Origin of the sequence: Bacillus sp. NPDC094077 (assembly GCF_050279465.1) — a bacterium.
Lineage (GTDB): Bacteria > Bacillota > Bacilli > Bacillales > Bacillaceae_G > Bacillus_A.
The window spans coordinates 297,046-313,434 of the sequence record NZ_JBNNUF010000005.1 but is presented as its reverse complement, the minus strand read 5'-3'; the positions used below and the strand labels follow the sequence as shown (position 1 = coordinate 313,434).

21 protein-coding genes and 2 pseudogenes are annotated in these 16,389 nt (G+C 34.9%); 6 read left to right on the top strand and 17 right to left on the bottom strand.

The window, feature by feature from the left end; all coding sequences use genetic code 11:
- Positions 1–5: 5 nt before the first annotated feature.
- The 7 genes and pseudogenes from etfA to ACQKNR_RS15770 form a co-directional block, all read right to left on the bottom strand.
- Positions 6–983, bottom strand: a complete 978-nt coding sequence (etfA, locus tag ACQKNR_RS15800) for an electron transfer flavoprotein subunit alpha (RefSeq protein WP_427318699.1) — start codon at positions 981–983, stop codon at positions 6–8.
- A 36-nt stretch (positions 984–1,019) separates the two neighbouring features.
- On the bottom strand, positions 1,020–1,793 hold the full coding sequence (gene etfB, locus ACQKNR_RS15795) for an electron transfer flavoprotein subunit beta (protein ID WP_427318698.1): 774 nt from the start codon (positions 1,791–1,793) through the stop codon (positions 1,020–1,022).
- A gap of 78 nt (positions 1,794–1,871) precedes the next feature.
- On the bottom strand, positions 1,872–2,648 hold the full coding sequence (locus ACQKNR_RS15790) for an enoyl-CoA hydratase (RefSeq protein ID WP_427318697.1): 777 nt from the start codon (positions 2,646–2,648) through the stop codon (positions 1,872–1,874).
- An 11-nt stretch (positions 2,649–2,659) separates the two neighbouring features.
- Positions 2,660–3,247, bottom strand: a complete 588-nt coding sequence (locus ACQKNR_RS15785; RefSeq protein WP_427318696.1) for a TetR/AcrR family transcriptional regulator — start codon at positions 3,245–3,247, stop codon at positions 2,660–2,662.
- 106 nt (positions 3,248–3,353) lie between these two features.
- Entirely contained in the window at positions 3,354–5,039 is a 1,686-nt protein-coding gene (locus ACQKNR_RS15780; protein WP_427318695.1) for a long-chain-fatty-acid--CoA ligase, read from the bottom strand.
- A 192-nt stretch (positions 5,040–5,231) separates the two neighbouring features.
- Positions 5,232–5,576 (bottom strand): annotated as a pseudogene (locus ACQKNR_RS15775) (BclA C-terminal domain-containing protein); the annotation flags it as partial.
- Complete coding sequence (locus ACQKNR_RS15770) at positions 5,570–5,698, bottom strand: hypothetical protein (RefSeq protein WP_427318694.1); 129 nt, start codon at positions 5,696–5,698, stop codon at positions 5,570–5,572. The gene ACQKNR_RS15770 and the pseudogene ACQKNR_RS15775, both read right to left, overlap by 7 nt.
- A 258-nt stretch (positions 5,699–5,956) precedes the next feature.
- Here ACQKNR_RS15770 and ACQKNR_RS15765 point away from each other — a divergent pair, with 258 nt between their 5' ends.
- Entirely contained in the window at positions 5,957–6,460 is a 504-nt protein-coding gene (locus tag ACQKNR_RS15765) for a DinB family protein (RefSeq protein ID WP_427318693.1), read from the top strand.
- A 410-nt stretch (positions 6,461–6,870) separates the two neighbouring features.
- The gene (locus ACQKNR_RS15760) at positions 6,871–7,656 is read left to right on the top strand and encodes an enoyl-CoA hydratase/isomerase family protein (RefSeq protein ID WP_427318692.1); all 786 of its coding nucleotides are present in this window, start codon (positions 6,871–6,873) and stop codon (positions 7,654–7,656) included.
- Between the two features lie 339 nt (positions 7,657–7,995).
- On the opposite strand, the gene ACQKNR_RS15755 is transcribed toward ACQKNR_RS15760, so the two are convergent.
- The 3 genes and pseudogenes from ACQKNR_RS15755 to ACQKNR_RS15745 form a co-directional block, all read right to left on the bottom strand.
- Positions 7,996–8,100 carry a YjcZ family sporulation protein gene (locus ACQKNR_RS15755; RefSeq protein ID WP_427318691.1) on the bottom strand — a complete coding sequence of 35 codons (105 nt, stop codon included), beginning with the start codon at positions 8,098–8,100 and terminating at the stop codon, positions 7,996–7,998.
- A 164-nt stretch (positions 8,101–8,264) separates the two neighbouring features.
- Positions 8,265–8,447 (bottom strand): DUF3139 domain-containing protein, encoded by a 183-nt coding sequence (locus ACQKNR_RS15750; RefSeq protein ID WP_427318690.1) that lies wholly within the window; start codon positions 8,445–8,447, stop codon positions 8,265–8,267.
- Between the two features lie 264 nt (positions 8,448–8,711).
- Positions 8,712–9,016, bottom strand: a pseudogene (locus tag ACQKNR_RS15745) (monooxygenase family protein); the annotation flags it as partial.
- Between the two features lie 189 nt (positions 9,017–9,205).
- Between ACQKNR_RS15745 and ACQKNR_RS15740 the strand changes: the two are divergent.
- Positions 9,206–9,472 carry a hypothetical protein gene (locus ACQKNR_RS15740; protein WP_427318689.1) on the top strand — a complete coding sequence of 89 codons (267 nt, stop codon included), beginning with the start codon at positions 9,206–9,208 and terminating at the stop codon, positions 9,470–9,472.
- A 101-nt stretch (positions 9,473–9,573) separates the two neighbouring features.
- A complete protein-coding gene (locus ACQKNR_RS15735; RefSeq protein ID WP_427318688.1) occupies positions 9,574–10,152 on the top strand; it encodes a hypothetical protein in 579 nt (192 codons plus the stop codon).
- Positions 10,153–10,608: 456 nt separating this feature from the next.
- Here ACQKNR_RS15735 and ACQKNR_RS15730 read toward each other — a convergent pair whose 3' ends face one another.
- The 7 genes from ACQKNR_RS15730 to ACQKNR_RS15700 all read right to left on the bottom strand — a co-directional run bounded on the left by ACQKNR_RS15730 (position 10,609) and on the right by ACQKNR_RS15700 (position 15,832).
- Positions 10,609–11,301, bottom strand: a complete 693-nt coding sequence (locus ACQKNR_RS15730) for an ABC transporter permease (RefSeq protein ID WP_427318687.1) — start codon at positions 11,299–11,301, stop codon at positions 10,609–10,611.
- Between the two features lie 28 nt (positions 11,302–11,329).
- Entirely contained in the window at positions 11,330–12,199 is an 870-nt protein-coding gene (locus ACQKNR_RS15725) for a DUF4097 family beta strand repeat-containing protein (protein ID WP_427318686.1), read from the bottom strand.
- Between the two features lie 37 nt (positions 12,200–12,236).
- On the bottom strand, positions 12,237–12,935 hold the full coding sequence (locus ACQKNR_RS15720; RefSeq protein ID WP_427318685.1) for an ABC transporter permease: 699 nt from the start codon (positions 12,933–12,935) through the stop codon (positions 12,237–12,239).
- Positions 12,936–12,968: 33 nt separating this feature from the next.
- Positions 12,969–13,130 (bottom strand): hypothetical protein, encoded by a 162-nt coding sequence (locus ACQKNR_RS15715; protein WP_427318684.1) that lies wholly within the window; start codon positions 13,128–13,130, stop codon positions 12,969–12,971.
- 24 nt (positions 13,131–13,154) lie between these two features.
- Positions 13,155–14,078 carry an ABC transporter ATP-binding protein gene (locus tag ACQKNR_RS15710; RefSeq protein ID WP_427318683.1) on the bottom strand — a complete coding sequence of 308 codons (924 nt, stop codon included), beginning with the start codon at positions 14,076–14,078 and terminating at the stop codon, positions 13,155–13,157.
- Between the two features lie 124 nt (positions 14,079–14,202).
- Positions 14,203–15,138: a HAMP domain-containing histidine kinase gene (locus ACQKNR_RS15705; RefSeq protein WP_427318682.1), complete on the bottom strand. Its 936-nt coding sequence runs from the start codon at positions 15,136–15,138 to the stop codon at positions 14,203–14,205.
- A 1-nt stretch (position 15,139) separates the two neighbouring features.
- Positions 15,140–15,832: a response regulator transcription factor gene (locus tag ACQKNR_RS15700; protein ID WP_427318681.1), complete on the bottom strand. Its 693-nt coding sequence runs from the start codon at positions 15,830–15,832 to the stop codon at positions 15,140–15,142.
- A 169-nt stretch (positions 15,833–16,001) separates the two neighbouring features.
- Here ACQKNR_RS15700 and ACQKNR_RS15695 point away from each other — a divergent pair, with 169 nt between their 5' ends.
- Both ACQKNR_RS15695 and ACQKNR_RS15690 read left to right on the top strand, forming a co-directional pair.
- Positions 16,002–16,175 (top strand): hypothetical protein, encoded by a 174-nt coding sequence (locus tag ACQKNR_RS15695; protein ID WP_001293578.1) that lies wholly within the window; start codon positions 16,002–16,004, stop codon positions 16,173–16,175.
- Positions 16,176–16,370 carry a YwbE family protein gene (locus tag ACQKNR_RS15690; protein ID WP_001014310.1) on the top strand — a complete coding sequence of 65 codons (195 nt, stop codon included), beginning with the start codon at positions 16,176–16,178 and terminating at the stop codon, positions 16,368–16,370.
- Positions 16,371–16,389 lie beyond the last annotated feature (19 nt).

Here is a 16,389-nt window from a genome sequence, read left to right as displayed (position 1 = left end):
TCAAATCATGAATGTACTTTTAACTTTTTAAACTCTTCTGTTAAAAGAGGTACGACTTCAAATAAGTCACCGACAATACCGTAGTCAGCTACTTTGAAGATACTTGCTTCTGGATCTTTATTAATCGCAACGATTATTTTTGAGTTAGACATACCAGCTAAATGCTGAATCGCACCAGAAATACCACATGCAATGTATAAGTCTGGCGTAACAACTTTACCAGTTTGACCAATTTGTAATGAGTAGTCGCAATACTCAGCATCACAAGCACCACGAGATGCCCCAACAGCGCCGCCTAGTACGTCAGCTAATTCTTTTAATGGTTTAAATCCTTCTTCACTCTTCACACCGCGTCCGCCAGCGATAATAACTTTCGCTTCAGAAAGATCAACACCTTCTGCAGTTTTGCGGACAACATCTTGAATGATTGTACGTAAATCTTTCACATCAACTGTAATAGAAGACACGTCACCGCTGCGAGACTCATCTTTTTCAAGAGTTGTAATGTTATTTGGACGCACTGTCGCAAATAAGATACCGTCTGTTACAATCTTCTTCTCAAACGCTTTACCAGAGTAGATTGGACGAGTGAAGATAACATTTCCACCTTCAACTTCTAAACCAGTTACGTCAGAGACTAGACCTGCTTCAAGCTTCGCCGCTAATTTTGGTGATAAATCTTTTCCAAGTGCTGTATGTCCAAATACAATACCTTCTGGCCTTTCTTCAGCATACACAGCTAAAAACGCTTGTGCATAGCCATCAGATGTATATGATTTTAATTTATCATTTTCAACTGTCACAACGCGATCTGCACCGTAATGAATCAATTCATTTGCAAAAGAGGCAACGCTGTCTCCAACTAGAAGACCTACCACTTCACCGCCTTCTGCAATTGTTTTTGCTGCTGCTACCGCTTCAAACGAAACGTTACGTAGCGATCCGTCACGAACTTCACCCATTACTAATACTTTACGAGCCATAGATTTTCCCTCCTGCATATATAATTTCGTATTTTATTAGATTACTTTCGCTTCTGTATGGAGCAACGATACAAGTTCTTTTACTTGATCTTGCAGCTCGCCTTGTAACACTTTTCCTGCATCTTTCTTAGGAGGCAAATAGATTTCAATTGTTTTTGTCTTTGCTTCCACATCATCTAATTCTAAATCTAAATCATCTAATTCTAATTCTTCTAGTGGTTTTTTCTTCGCCTTCATAATACCTGGAAGCGATGGATAACGTGGTTCATTTAAACCTTGTTGCGCTGTTACTAAAACTGGTAATGATGTTTCAATTACTTCTGTATCCCCTTCAACATCACGCTCAATCTTCACGTTTGTACCGTCAATTGCAAGTTTTGTAATTGTCGTTACATACGGAATATTTAACGCTTCTGCCACGCGTGGACCAACTTGTCCAGATGCACCATCAATTGCAACGTTCCCACCTAAAATTAAATCTACTTCTTTATCTTTTAAATATTCAGCAAGTACTTTTGCTGTTGTGAACTGGTCACCATTTTCAACATCATCTTCAATATTAATTAATACCGCTTTATCGCAGCCCATCGCTAATGCAGTACGAAGTTCTTTCTCACTATCTGCGCCACCGACTGTTACAACTGTAACTTCTCCACCTTGTGCGTCTCTTACTTGAATTGCTTCTTCAATCGCATATTCATCGTAAGGGTTGATGATGAATTCCGCTTCGCCATCGTAAATTGCACCGTTTTTAATTACGATTTTTTCTTCTGTATCAAATGTTCGTTTCATGAGTACGTAGATGTTCATTCCATTTACCCCCTTGTTTTTCAGAAAGATTCTATCAATTTTAATTTTCTGTTAATTTATATTAAAAAAATAATTGAACTACCTGCCGCTAAATGAAGGTTTACGCTTTTCTAAAAATGCCGCTACACCTTCTCTTCCATCCTCACTCGTAAATACTTCACCAAAAATTTGAGCTTCGCGCTGTACACCTTCGTAATAATGAGACGATTTTGTCGTTTGCAATAACTCTAGCACAGCACGAGTTGTTGCTGGACTTTTTCCAGCAATTTGTTTTGCAACTTTAAGCGTATCATCTAAAAGTGTTTCTTCAGAAAACACTCCGTTAACAAGTCCCCATTTTAATGCTTCTGCACCAGTAATTGGTGTACTTGTTAACATCATTTCACAAGCTTTTGCTTTCCCAACATAACGTGGTAAGCGCTGTGTACCTGCAAAACCAGGAATTAATCCAAGTGTTAATTCAGGTAAACCAAGCTTTGCACTTTCAGTTACAAAGCGCATGTGGCAAGACATAGCAAACTCAAGGCCGCCGCCAAGTGCCGCTCCATGAATTGCCGCAATAACTGGTTTTGAACATTTTTCAACGCGCTCAAACGTAACTTGTCCAAGCTGTGCTAATTCTGTCGCTTGTTTCGCTTCAGTAACAGATGTAAATTCTTTAATATCTGCTCCTGCTGAGAAGAAGCGCCCTTCACCATGAAGAACAACCACACGAATGTTATCATCCTTTTCCACTTGGTCAATTAACTCAGTAACGTCATGCATAACTTGTGAAGACATTGCATTAGCTGGCGCATGGTTTAGCGTCGCCACCGCAATATGGTCTTCAACTCTTACAGATAGGAATTTCAACATGATCCCTCCCATTATTGACGATAACCACAAGCTGCAATAAGTAGCCCATGTACCGTTTTTGAAAGTGCGACCAGATCATACTTATGATCGCTCATTACCCAATTGGTCACAACTTCATCTACTGTTCCAAAGATCATTTGTCTTGCCACGCGAACATTTAAGTCCGCCTGAAATTCACCTTGCTTTATACCTGTTTCTAAAATCTCATCCATAACTTGTAAGTAGCCTTTTAATACTTCATTTATTTTAAGGCGCAAGTCTTGATTGGACTGTCTTAGCTCTAATTGCGTAACGATAGCAAGTGGATCATTTTGTGATAACAGCAAGAAGTGCGTTTCTACCAACATGAATAACTTCGCTACAGCGCTTTCAATTCCTGCTGTTTTTTGACGAATTGTTTCAATAAATTCTCCCATCTTCTCTTGGAATAAGGATATTAATATATCTTCTTTATTTTTAAAATATAAATAAATCGTGCCATCAGCTACCCCAGCTTGCTTTGCAATTTTAGAAACTTGCGCTTGATGGTATCCATTCTCTGCAATCACAATGACTGCCGCATCAATAATTTGATTGTATTTCGGTCTATTTTTCTTCACTTTACTGTCCCCTTCAAGAAGATGACTGAATGAATAGTCATTCATATTCTTATAATACTGACTATTTAGAAAAGTGTCAATCCTATTTTTTCAAAAAGAAAGGGCCTTAGCCCGTTTGCTCATCCTCATTCTTTCTCTTCTCTTCATCTATTAGGACACGGCGTAAAATTTTCCCTACTGTCGTTTTCGGCAATTCATCTCTAAACTCGTATACTTTCGGCACTTTATAAGCCGCTAAATATTTACGTGCAAACTGATCTAATTCCTCTTCAGAGCATTCGGCGCCTTCTTTCAAAACAACAAACGCTTTTACAGTTTCCCCTCGGTACGGATCAGGAACACCGATTGTCACTACTTCTTGCACCTTTTCGTGTTCATATAACACTTCTTCTACTTCACGAGGATATACGTTAAAACCGCTAGCAACAATCATATCTTTCTTACGATCTTTCACATAGAAAAAGCCATCCTCATCCATGTAACCAACATCCCCTGTATGAAGCCAGCCATCTTGCAATACAGCCGCCGTTTCCTCTGGCTTATTCCAATACCCTTTCATAATTTGTGGGCCTTTAACAACAATTTCACCAATTTCACCTGGAGGTAATGCCTCTCCTGTTTCAAGTGACATAATGATTGCCTCTGTATCTGGCCACGGTACCCCAATACTTCCTGGCACACGTTTTTCCCACAAGAAATTCCCATGTGTAACTGGTGATGACTCCGTTAATCCATAGCCTTCTACTAGTTTACCACCTGTAACTCTCTCAAACTCCTCCTGTACTTCTACAGGAAGCGGTGCGGAGCCACTAATACAAGCCTGAATAGAAGAAATATCATATTCTTTTAAAAGAGGGCTATTTAATAGAGCAATATAAATAGTTGGTGCTCCTGGGAATAGTGTGACTTTATGTTTTTTAATTGCTTCAAAAACCATTTTCATATCAAACTTCGGAATCAGAACCATTTTATATCCTTGCATAATACTTAAATTCATGACAGCTGTCATCCCGTACACATGAAAAAACGGAAGGACACCAAGGATTACTTCTTCTCCATCTTTACAATTATATAACCAATGTGCTCCCATTAAAGTGTTCGAGACAAGGTTTTTATGCGTCAACATAACCCCTTTCGGAAATCCTGTCGTCCCCCCTGTATACTGCAAAAGAGCTAGATCATTTTCAGGATTACACGGCACTTCAACATCCGTATTTACTTCTCTTTCTACTGAATTCCAAAGATGAATCGTTTCACTTTCTGATACTTTCACAACTAAATTCGACTGTTTCTTCTGCACAAATGGATACAATAAATTTTTAGGGAAAGGTAAAAAATCTGCAATACGGGTTACGATAATATGTTCAAGCTTTGTCGTATTTTGGACATTCGTCACTTTCGGAAATACTAAATCCAGGCAAAGAATTACTTTTGCTCCTGAGTCACGAAGTTGGTATTCTAGTTCTCTTTCCGTATACAATGGATTCGTTTGTACAACGATACCTCCCGCAAGTAATGTACCGTAATATCCAATTACAGATTGCGGACAGTTCGGCAACATAATGGCAACTCGATCCCCTTTTTCCACACCTAGCGTTTGAAGATAATTTGCAAATCTCTTCACCTTATCATGGAAATCTGAAAATGTAATATCCTTCCCTAAAAAGTGAAGCGCTTTCTTTTCCGGATAACGAGAAGCCATCTGTTCTACATATCCATGAAGCGGCTGAATATCATAAGAAATCGTACTTGGAATTTCCTCTGGATAATTTTTTAACCAAGGTTTTTCCATCTTCATTCCTCCTTCAAATACATAAAAAGTAAATGAATGTTCATTCATGATGATTGTTTTCATTATATTATAGTCACCATAACGTTACAATCATAATATTCTGACTTTTATATAACTATGCCTTATCTCATTAACCTCTTATTATATGTACCAACTCTCCTAATCTTAAAAGAATAAGAGAGTTATAACTATTTAGCTTAGTCTTATAATCGTTAATACCGCACCTGGAGTAGCTGTTGACAATATTGCAACAGCTACCAAACCAAATAATTGCAAACTCATCGCACTTCCAGCTGCAAGAGAAGCTCCATTGATTGTAATTTGAGAACTTACTGCTAATGAAGTAGTAATATTAATCGTATATGAAATATAATAATTTCCAGCATTCGCAACTGTAAATACTGTATTTCCACCAGACACAGTAATTCCTGGACCTATATTTTGATTATTTGGAAGCGGGACATTTGTTCCACCGAGAAGTACCGATATCGCTGTACCCGACGTATTATTTGCAAATGCATACGTCGCAGTTACACTGTACCGGTTGAACCGATCTTAGGAACTGTCCCGCCGCAACTAAAACAGCATGAATCAATATGTACATCATTTTGATTATTACACCCACAATATCCATTTATATTATTGCGCCATGAAGACATGTTGATCACTTCCTTCAAACGCAATCGTTTAAGTACAAACAACGAATTAGAAATCATATATCAAATAATAATGAAAAACTTTACCTAGTGAAGACAAACACAAGTTTATTCCGTACATTCTAGTAATTATTACATGCAACATTCTATCCTTTTGCTTATACTTTCACCTTCCTTTTTTATTATTCTTTCCCATATATCAAAAGGAAACTATCCTTTTTTCACGAATTTAACCTATGAACAAAAACAGGAGGGATGACAATGTACCAAACAATTGAAGGCTTTTTACAATCATGGAAATACGAGGCTGAGTCTACTCAGAAAATGCTCGATGCATTAACGGATGAATCTTTATCACAAGAAATTGCACCTGAACACTGGACGTTAGGAAGAGTCGCTTGGCATATCGTTACTGCAATTCCTGTTATTCTATCTGGTACAGGATTAAAGTTTGAGGGTGAAACGAAAGATTATCCCGTACCAAATTCAGCAAAAACAATTGCAGATGAATATCGAAAAGTGAATGCATATTTTGTTGAAGCACTTCAAAGCGAATGGACTGATAAAGACTTGGCTACTATTAACGACTTCTTTGGTCGTCCCATGCCGAATTCTATATTTTTAATGACACTCATTAATCATCAAAATCACCACCGCGGGCAGATGACTGTTTTAATGCGTCAATCTGGATTAACAGTTCCTGGCGTATACGGTCCTGCAAAAGAAGAATGGGCTGCTGCCGGAATGGAAGCTCCTAAAATGTAACGATAGAAAAAGATAAGTGGGATATTCGTTTCGGGAAATGGGTGGAGAAGCTCCTTCATTTCAAACTGATGTGAGTTCTCAAGAACAGGTTGAAAATTTAATTCAATCAACCTTTGATAGTTTTGGAAGACTAGGTTTTGCTTGTAATGTTGCGGGATAGGTTCTATGTCTGAATATTAGTCGTGGTTAAAAATGCAAGATGTTTCGCCACAAGGGCATTCTACAAGATTAAATTGATGAATAAAAAACTTTTTTGAGTTGCGCAGTATATTCTGAATATAATCTCACTTATGAACGAGCAATCAGTCGATGATGACATCTCAGTAAAAATCCTCTCTTAATGTTATAAAAGAAGCGATAGAAATTAGTAACCTTTTGTGTCGGCACACTAAACTATTGGAGGGATTAAAATGTTAAACAATGGTGTCGTACTCTACACTGAGGAAAATGGTATTGCAAGAATTACATTAAACAGACCGGAAGCACTAAATGCGTTAAACCGAGATGTTCTTGAGCAACTTTCCTCCGTCTTGGACAGGGTTAAAATTAATTCAAGTGTAAAAGCATTGATAATTATCGGTGCCGGAGAAAAGGCATTTTCCGCAGGTGCTGACATTCAGTTTCTCAATAAAGCCACTCCACTAGAAGTACGGGATTTAGCTCAGTTGGCTGTTACGGTTACTCATAAAATCGAGTCATTAGGAAAAGTGGTTGTTGCTGCCATCAACGGATATGCACTAGGAGGTGGACTTGAGTTAGCTGAATCCTGTACGATTCGTATTTGTGCTAATCATGCAAGATTAGGACATCCTGAAGTCCGTATTGGAGCTGTTGCCGGATTTGGAGGAACTACGAGATTGCCCAGACTTATAGGTAAGGGACGTGCTACAGAACTGTTGCTCACTGGAACCGCGATAAGCGCAGACGAAGCTTATCGAATAGGACTGGTTAATAGGACTGTTGAGCCTGATAAATTATTATCAGAGGCAGAAGCGTTTATCCAAGAAATTCTATCTCAGGCTCCTATCGCAGTAAAAATGACTTGGGAGGCAATTCATCGGGGAGGTAATTTAACTTTAGAAGAGTCGGCACGTCTTGGAGCAGATTATTTCGGTTTGATAGCGTCCACAGAGGACTTCAGAGAAGGTACTAAATCATTTTTAGAAAAGACCAAACCACTATTTAAAGAAAGATAGTTAATCGAACCAATCATTTTGGGTTAAACTCTTTATATGTAAAAAATGAAATTTCTTTGCAAAATCATATATTTACATGAGGTAAAATAGCTTATTTTTATCAATCTTTTTTATAGTTTGTTAATAGGAGGACCACCACATCGCTATCAAGCTAAGATTTTAAAGTACCCCCCATAACGAAATTTTTATCTCTCTACAGTTATTTATGAGAATTCGGCTCGTTTTTTCGTTTTGGGGGATAATTAGTTTTTTAACTTGATGGGATGTGGCGAAACTCCTATTTGTGTAAAGTTATAAAGAAAAGACACTCATATAAGAGTGTCTTTTCCGATAGTTTTTTTAGCAGAAGCAAGCAGCTCCAACTATAATTAATAAGATAAAGAGCACAACGACTAAAGCGAATCCACCACCAAAGCCTATGCCACAACTACCACCAAAGCCCATATTAATCTCTCCTTTGAGTAAGAGGGGGAATTCGAGTTCACACATGTGTTTTAACGGGTTCACATTACTTTATGATTTTACGCCTTAATTGAGCAGGTCCTTTTGAAAATAAAGAAAAGACATCCTAAGATGCCCTCCTCCGACTTGATTAAATATTAATTATTTTAATTCTGTATGTTTTCCTTGCTCGCCATTACCTTGCCAAATTCAACCTTACCCGTATGAAGATTGTCCCAACGTACGTATTGGTACCACATGTTTGGTTCATCTTTAAATTTAACATGTGCTCCATATTGACCTATTTTACTATTAAAAGAAGATTTAATTTCTAGAATATCTGACTTCATATAGCCTTTTTTTCCAGGCGCCACATAGTACCTATAATAGCTTCTTCTCTTAATTTTGGATCACCTGTAATAAAATAACGATCTATTATACCTTTTCCCATAATAAATATGTAACTATAAGAGTTCCTTTTCTCATGTATAAGTATCTTCCTTATTTCCCTCTATCCTTTATATAAGAATAAAAGAATTATACTGTGAAATATAAATTTAAGAATCAAAAAGAAAAGACACCACAAGGGCCTTTCTCCTCCTTCATTTTTTATATCAATAGAGGATTTTTATTAGTATACATATTGAAAATGCTAATTTATTCATTCTTTTAGAAGTATTAGTATCCTCGGATGGTGGTATATGTTCGGTGGTTCTAGATAAACCTATTTTTGGTATATTAACATAAATCGCTTTAGAAGCAACTTTTTTTATTTGATAGGTTTCGTGAAAAACACCGATACTCCCATTATCTTTAATCTTATTATTGTATGATTTCCAAGCATATGAATGTTTTTTCCGTGGGCATAGTTTACTAATTCATCAAATCCCTTCCAGTATTGAATTAAGATTACTTTTCTTCAACTAAATTTTTTATGAGAGAAAATAAGTTTGCTTTTGTTAGATAGATTTTTTATATTTTTTTGCCAAACTGTCTATTTCATTTATTAAGCTTAAACATATTCTATTTGTATAAGTAATGATGAATTAATTTAATAGAATTTCATTGTTATTTATTAAAATTTAGTAGGAAAGGAAGATATCACAATATGGCTGAACTTCAGCAAGAAACTGAAATTCGTACTTTGTTACAAGCATTCCAATTGGTAGGAGCAAGAGTTGTATTATTTTTACCATCGTTCCATGTAGAGGGTCTTATTACACGAATTGGAGAAACTTTTGTTACTCTTCGTCGTGGTAATGGAGAAGGCGTTGAAGTGGAAAGCAATGATAATGGTGGAGCTCTTGAAAATCCAAATCAAATTAGTGTTAAAATTAGTGACATTTTATCGGTTAGTGACGATCAAGGAGCGTAATAAATTTAAAAAATGTACTGGGTATTTATAGATACCCAGTACATTTTTTATAACATGTTTATTATATAGTACATATCATATGTTTGTAAGGGGGGATACGGGTGTGTCAGTTTTGTTCTGATTTTAAAAATAAGGAACGGAAATTTAGATTATTTGAAGTAAATCCTAGTCCTTTTTTTACTCCATATAAATCAAAAAGAATGTCTGATACTTCAGCTGAATCAGACAAATCTTCTGATGCTTTATTAGAGTCAAAAATGTCTTCTAATAACTCTGTAGAACTAATGAAATCATCTTCTCAACATTTAGTAGATAATAGTTCTAATGACTCTTTAGAATTAATAGAATCATCTTCTCAACATTTAGTAGATAATAATTCTAATGACTCTTTAGAATTAATGGAATCAACTTCTCTTTCTTTAGTAGATAATAGTTTTCTAGAATTAACAAATGAGATTAGAGAACTTTTATATTCTTATCAGTTACTTCATTTACGTACTGTATTATTTTTAGAAGGAATTCATATTAAAGGTTTTATAATGAATGTAAGTTATAATTTAGTTACTATTAGTGAACCAAATGTAGAAGTAAAAAGTAATTTAACTAATAATATTATAGGTTTTCCAAATAAGATTAATGTTAGACTTGATTCTATTCAAGCAATTGCTGATGTAGGATAGTTTTTTATAGTTTTTGTAATTATTAGGAGCTATTAGGTGTGCCATTTTTGTCACACCTAATAGCTCCAGTTATATCAAGGGAGTAATTTTTTTGTAGATGGTCTCTATTATCACAATTATTAAGGGCTAATAGTTCTGGGAGGAACAGGTAGTATTTTTGGGCAAACGACGCTCAAAAATCTCCACCTTCATAATAAAAAAGAGAAAAAACAAAATGAATAAGCATTTGTGTGAGATTAACATACTGCACTATTATCAAATAATTTAGGAACCAAATTGAAACTCTTCCATAATATATACTTAGGAAAAACAGTTTTGGAAGCAGAACGCCCTTTCCATCGGGGCAACCCGAAGGGAAGACCACCTTAGGGTGGTCTTTTTTCATTTTAGGTAATTTTCAGGTGTGATGAATTCCTCTCACAATGTCTTTTTCTGTAACTTGTTTCATGTGAAACTTTATAATGCATCTTCCCTCTCTATATTTTTAATTCCGTAATATGCAATCGCAACTCCAATTGCTGCAAGTGCTAGTTGAAGGGGAAGAAAAGTTGCTGTAGAAAACATCGGATTGTTATTAATTGCAATTGACACAACGATAATAGATGAAGCGATTGTAGTTGGCACCGAATGTTTACGCATTCCGAAATATAGAGGGATTAAACTTATTCCCGCAGTTGCAATTGCTAAAGGGACAAGATTTACCCCTTCTTGAATCAATTGATCTACTGTAAATGAATTAGGAAGAATTGAAAAATAACTATCTATCCCAAAAAGAATTCCTACTACTAAAATGTTAGATAAAATAACTGTTATAAATGTTACTAGCGCTGTAATAGCTAACTTACTAACCATCATTTTCTTTCGGTTAACTGGATAAGAAAACATAAGTAATATTGTTTTATTTTTATATTCATCAATTATTAGTTTCGCTATTAGTACGCCACCAAAAACAATAAATGTTGCTCTTACTAACGTACTAGCCATCAACAAAATCATCTGTGGATCCCTTATTTCTGGATCTCCTTCTATTTGAGCAACAATACTAAAAAAGATTAACAGTGCCAGTATGGTGATATTTGCAATAATTGCTCCCTTCACATACCATCCAAGCTTAAACTTCTTCAATTCTAGCTTCATAAGACGTAGCATGACAGTCCTCCTTCCTTTTATTTAAGGTTTAATCGATATAAATTACCCCTGTTTCACTTACAACCTTTACTTTATTTGTCGCATCACCAATAGTTCCTTCTTTTATCTTTTCTGTATTTTTATCTTTCTTAAGTCCGTTTAAATCTACCATTATGTCAGTCGAATTACTTTTAGCCGTAAGTTTCAATGAAGTCGGAGCATCTTTATACCTTACGCCAATATCGCCTGATTTTGTTTCTACAAATAATGATTTTCCTTCTGTCATATCTTTCAATAATACTTCACCCGATGTTGAAGTGATGCTCATATTTTCGTTTTTTACATTTTTCACATAATTATCGCCAGTAGTAGAAGCTACATTTACTTCTTGTAATGAACTATCTTTTAAAATTAAATCTCCACTTTCGGATGTGAACTCCCCCTTTTCCGCCGATAGTCCTGCAAACATTTCATCTCCCGACTTGCTTTTTGTCACGATACTTTTTACTACTATATCGCTTATTTTCACATTACCCGATTTATTATTTAATGCAATTTTATCTATTTCTTTCTTCGGAATAGATATAGAAATGATATTTTTCTTCCTAAACGTAAAACCATTAAAAAATCTGGTCACCTTTTGTTTTTGCTTAATCATAATTTTATTTCCGTCATTTTCTATCTTGACGGGATCTAGATCTTTATCTACTTGTTGACCTTGAGCGGAAATTACTATTTTATTAGAGTCTGTACTTATAAATTCAATATCCCAGTTTTCATTGTCTACTTCTATTTCTTTTATATTATTTATCTCAAAAGAATTTTCTTTCTTAAAATCTTTCCTATGAAATGTCTTAAAACCAAAAAACACACTAGCAATTGTAATAAATAAAATTGCAATTACTATTATTTTTTTCACTATTCATACCCCAGTTCGTTGTTGTTTTAGGCTTGCTTCACGCCACATCAATCTTATCGATTTTACGATACGAAAGATAACTAATAAAAATTCCTAATAAACAGAGCACCATTGGGATAGCTATAAAATCAAACATACTTACTTGACCGTTTCCAACGTTACCACTAATTATCATCCCGATTATTACTGCGGAAGTAATCGTTGTCGGTGTCGATTTCTTTCTCATCCCAAAAAATAAAGGAATTAAACTTATACCAGATATCATAAATGCACTTATAAGAGTAGCTGGAATGGTAGTTATTATTTCACCTATTGTAGCAGGCGTTTCAATCAGTCCCATCATTGGACTTACAAAATATACGAGCAAACTAATAATGAAAGTAGCGATAATCGTGCTCACAAAACAAAAACAAAAAACAAGTGTTAATTTCGCTCTCATTAGCAATTTCCTTTGCAGTGGGTACATAAATAGTAGCTGTATTGTTTTGCTCCTATACTCATCAATTACTAAACGTGATAAAATGACCGAACTAAAAATAATGAATGTGATCCTAATAAAAATATTTGCAGCAACCATTTGTTCTGTGAAGTTAGAAAGTACCACTTCTACCTCACCTTTCGCTCCCAACGCCATAAGGCTTACTGCAGCAAAAATTGCTATAATACAAATTGCTACCCCTTTAAAGTAACTAGATAATTGATGTTTCTTCCATTCAAGCTTCATTAATCTAAACATGTAAACCACGCCTCCATTCCTTACATAACGTCTCTACGCTACTAGCATTCTAATTCCAGCTGTAATTACACTTACTATTCCTATCACTAGTAAAACTAATATCCACTTTCGTTCTGGTTTTCTATAATATAAAATTCCACTTATCAGCATTAGGATAAATCCAGCTATAACATTTAGTATTAATACATTCATCATCATATCCCCCTCGCTGAAATTACATTAAGCGTGAATACCTTCCCCATCCATTACGTTTAAGAAATATTCTTCTAAAGAACTATGTTTCTTATTAATACTTTCAATTTCTACATCGTTCATAATGAGTGCTTTTGAAATTTCTTGCTGAGACGCTGCCGTATCATACACACGAATTATATTTCCACTCATTATTTTGTAGTTTTTTATACCAAGTTTATCTTCTAAAATATAAGCTGCACGTTTCACATCAGGAACAGTGATTTCAATGTACTCTGTTTGTTTTCCGTTAATACTCTTCATTGAAACTTCTTTTATTAGTTTTCCGTTTTGGATAACACCAATTGTATCTGCCATTAGTTCCATCTCGCCTAAAATATGACTAGAAACTAATAATGTAATACCATATTCTTTGCAGAGCATTTTAAACAAGTCTCGTAATTCTTTAATACCAATTGGATCTAATCCGTTAATCGGTTCATCTAAAATGAGTAATTCCGGCTTTGTCACGATGGCCCTTGCAATACCAAGTCGTTGTTTCATTCCTAATGAAAAATCTTTTACTTTTTTATTATCTATGCCTTGCAGTTTCACTAAATTTAAAGCATGGTCAATTGCATTTTTATCGTAATAGCCCATATATTCACAATGTAATTCTAAGTTTTCTTTTGCCGTTAATTTATCATAAAAGATTGGATATTCAATAATTGTCCCCATTCTTTTTAATACTTCATAGGATGTGTCTGTTAACTTCTCACCGAAAATTTCAATATCACCGCTCGTCGGTTTTATTAAATTTGTAATCATTTTCATAATCGTTGTTTTACCAGCACCATTCGGTCCTAAAAAACCGTAAATCTCTCCTTTTTTCACATGCATGTTAACACTAGAAATAACTTCTTTCCCTTTAAACACTTTCGTCAGCTGATTCGTTTTTAATATATATGTCATGTCACTTTCCCCTTTCGCACTGCTCTATATTTCTATAATAGACAACGGAAATCTCTTTTTTCTTACCCGTTCCTTACAAATTCCTTACGTTCAAAAAAGCCTGTAGAATCTACTGCTCTACAAGCTAAAATTGCATCTTTGTTAATATAACTGTAAAAATTGTTTTTTCATACGGCTTACTAGAAAGATGAATTTTTCCATCCATCGCTTCCACAAGCCGTTTCGTGATCGTTAATCCTAGACCGCTTCCTTGGTACAATCTATTTCTTGAATCTTCAAGTGTGTACATACGCTCAAATACTTTATCAATATGAGATTCATCAATTCCTTTCCCTTTATCCCATACGTCTATATACACACTCGTTTCATCATCTCTTAATACCATACCGAGCGTCTTCCCATCATATCCATAGGCAATCGCATTTGATATTAAATTGTTTAACACCCTTCCAATCACTTCTGCATTTCCAAATGCATATATATTTCTCTCTGGTATATCAATATGAACCTCGAATCCCTTCGAAGTTACTAAATCATAAAACGATAAAATCTTCTCCCTGCATATTTCATTCATGTTTATCTTCGTTATTTCAATTGCTTTATCACCAGATTCCAGTTTCGCTAAATCGAAAAACTTATGAATCAGTTCCATTACTTCTAATGTTTTCACATGTACCTTTTGTAATAATAATTGCCGTTCTTCTCCACTTATTGTTTTATCTACATTTAACATTTCTGTATATCCAAGAATGACGGTAAGCGGCGTTTTTAAATCATGTGAGATGTTCGAAAGCATTTTTCTCATCGAAATTTCTACTTTCGCATGATCTGCATTCGTTTTCTGTTTCGCATCTAACAAATGATTAATAGTAACTAATAGTTTTTGCAGTTCTTTATCATCTGTCATAACTAATAACTTCTCACCAGTTTTCTCTTTTACAATATCCTCTAATTTTTCATATGTATAACGTAAATTTCTATTATTATTTTTTCGAATTTTATATTGTACATAAATTATTATTAACAATATAAAAATAACGGCCGTTAAAAAAGTAACCATACTACATCCCTTCCAGCTTATAACCGATGCCCCACAATGTTTTTATATACGCTGGGTTAGATGGATCAGTTTCAATTTTCTCGCGCAATCTTCTCATATGGACATTAATAACGTTGTCATCACCATAATATTCTTCATTCCAAATTAGTGAATAGATTTGCGCTTTCGTAAATACACGATTTTGGTTCTTTACAAACAGTTTTAAAATCTCAAATTCTTTTAAAGTAAGTTTAAGATGTCTTCCCTTTTTCTCCACAGTAAAATTAATTGGGTCAATTATTAAATCACCAATCTGAATGGTCTCATCTTTTGATTCCACAGCTGAATACTTTGTAGATCTTCGAATAGCAGCTTTTACACGCGCTGCTAGTTCAATCATAGAAAACGGTTTACAAATGTAATCATCCGCTCCAAGACCTAAACCAACTGCCTTATCAACATCTGTATCCTTCGCTGACATCATTAAAATCGGAACGGCACTTTTCTCTCGAATGATTCGCACAACCTCTAAGCCATCTAACTTCGGCATCATAATATCGAGAATGATCAAATTAAATGAACCTTTTAAAAATGCGGTAACTCCTTCTTCTCCATCAGATGCGATTGTAACTTGAAAACCTTCTTTTACTAAATATGTTTCAACCATCTCTTGAATTGAAATATCATCTTCAACTAATAAAATATGATGTGACATATGTCTATCCCCTTTTTTACAAACATTAACATATCAATTGTATCGCAACGAATGAATGCTGGAAACAATTATATGAATTTTCAAACCAACTTCCCTTCCTTCCTTAACAATGATATGATGAAATTTACTACGATAGTTCATAATTAACTTTATATAAAGGAGACTTATCATGTCAGAAAATAAAAAAGTAAGCTTAGCTGATTTAATGCGCGAACAACTTGCAAAGAAAAAGCAAGGAAATGGAAATGGTCAAAATGCAAAAAATCAAAGCCAAGAAACGAAAAAATTACAAAACCAACAAACGAAGAAAACAAACAACCAACGTAGACGTACAGGTGTGTAAATGAACGGGCAAAAACGTTCTAATATCGCACCCGGTCTTGAAGTTGATATTGTATTAAAACAAGATCAGCGCACAGGCAAGCTAACAAGAGGAATTGTAAAAGATATTTTAACGAACTCACCGTCTCATCCGCACGGCATTAAAGTGCGATTGCAGGACGGACAAGTTGGAAGAGTTCAAAATATTGTTCAATAGGAAAAGGAGCTCATTTGAA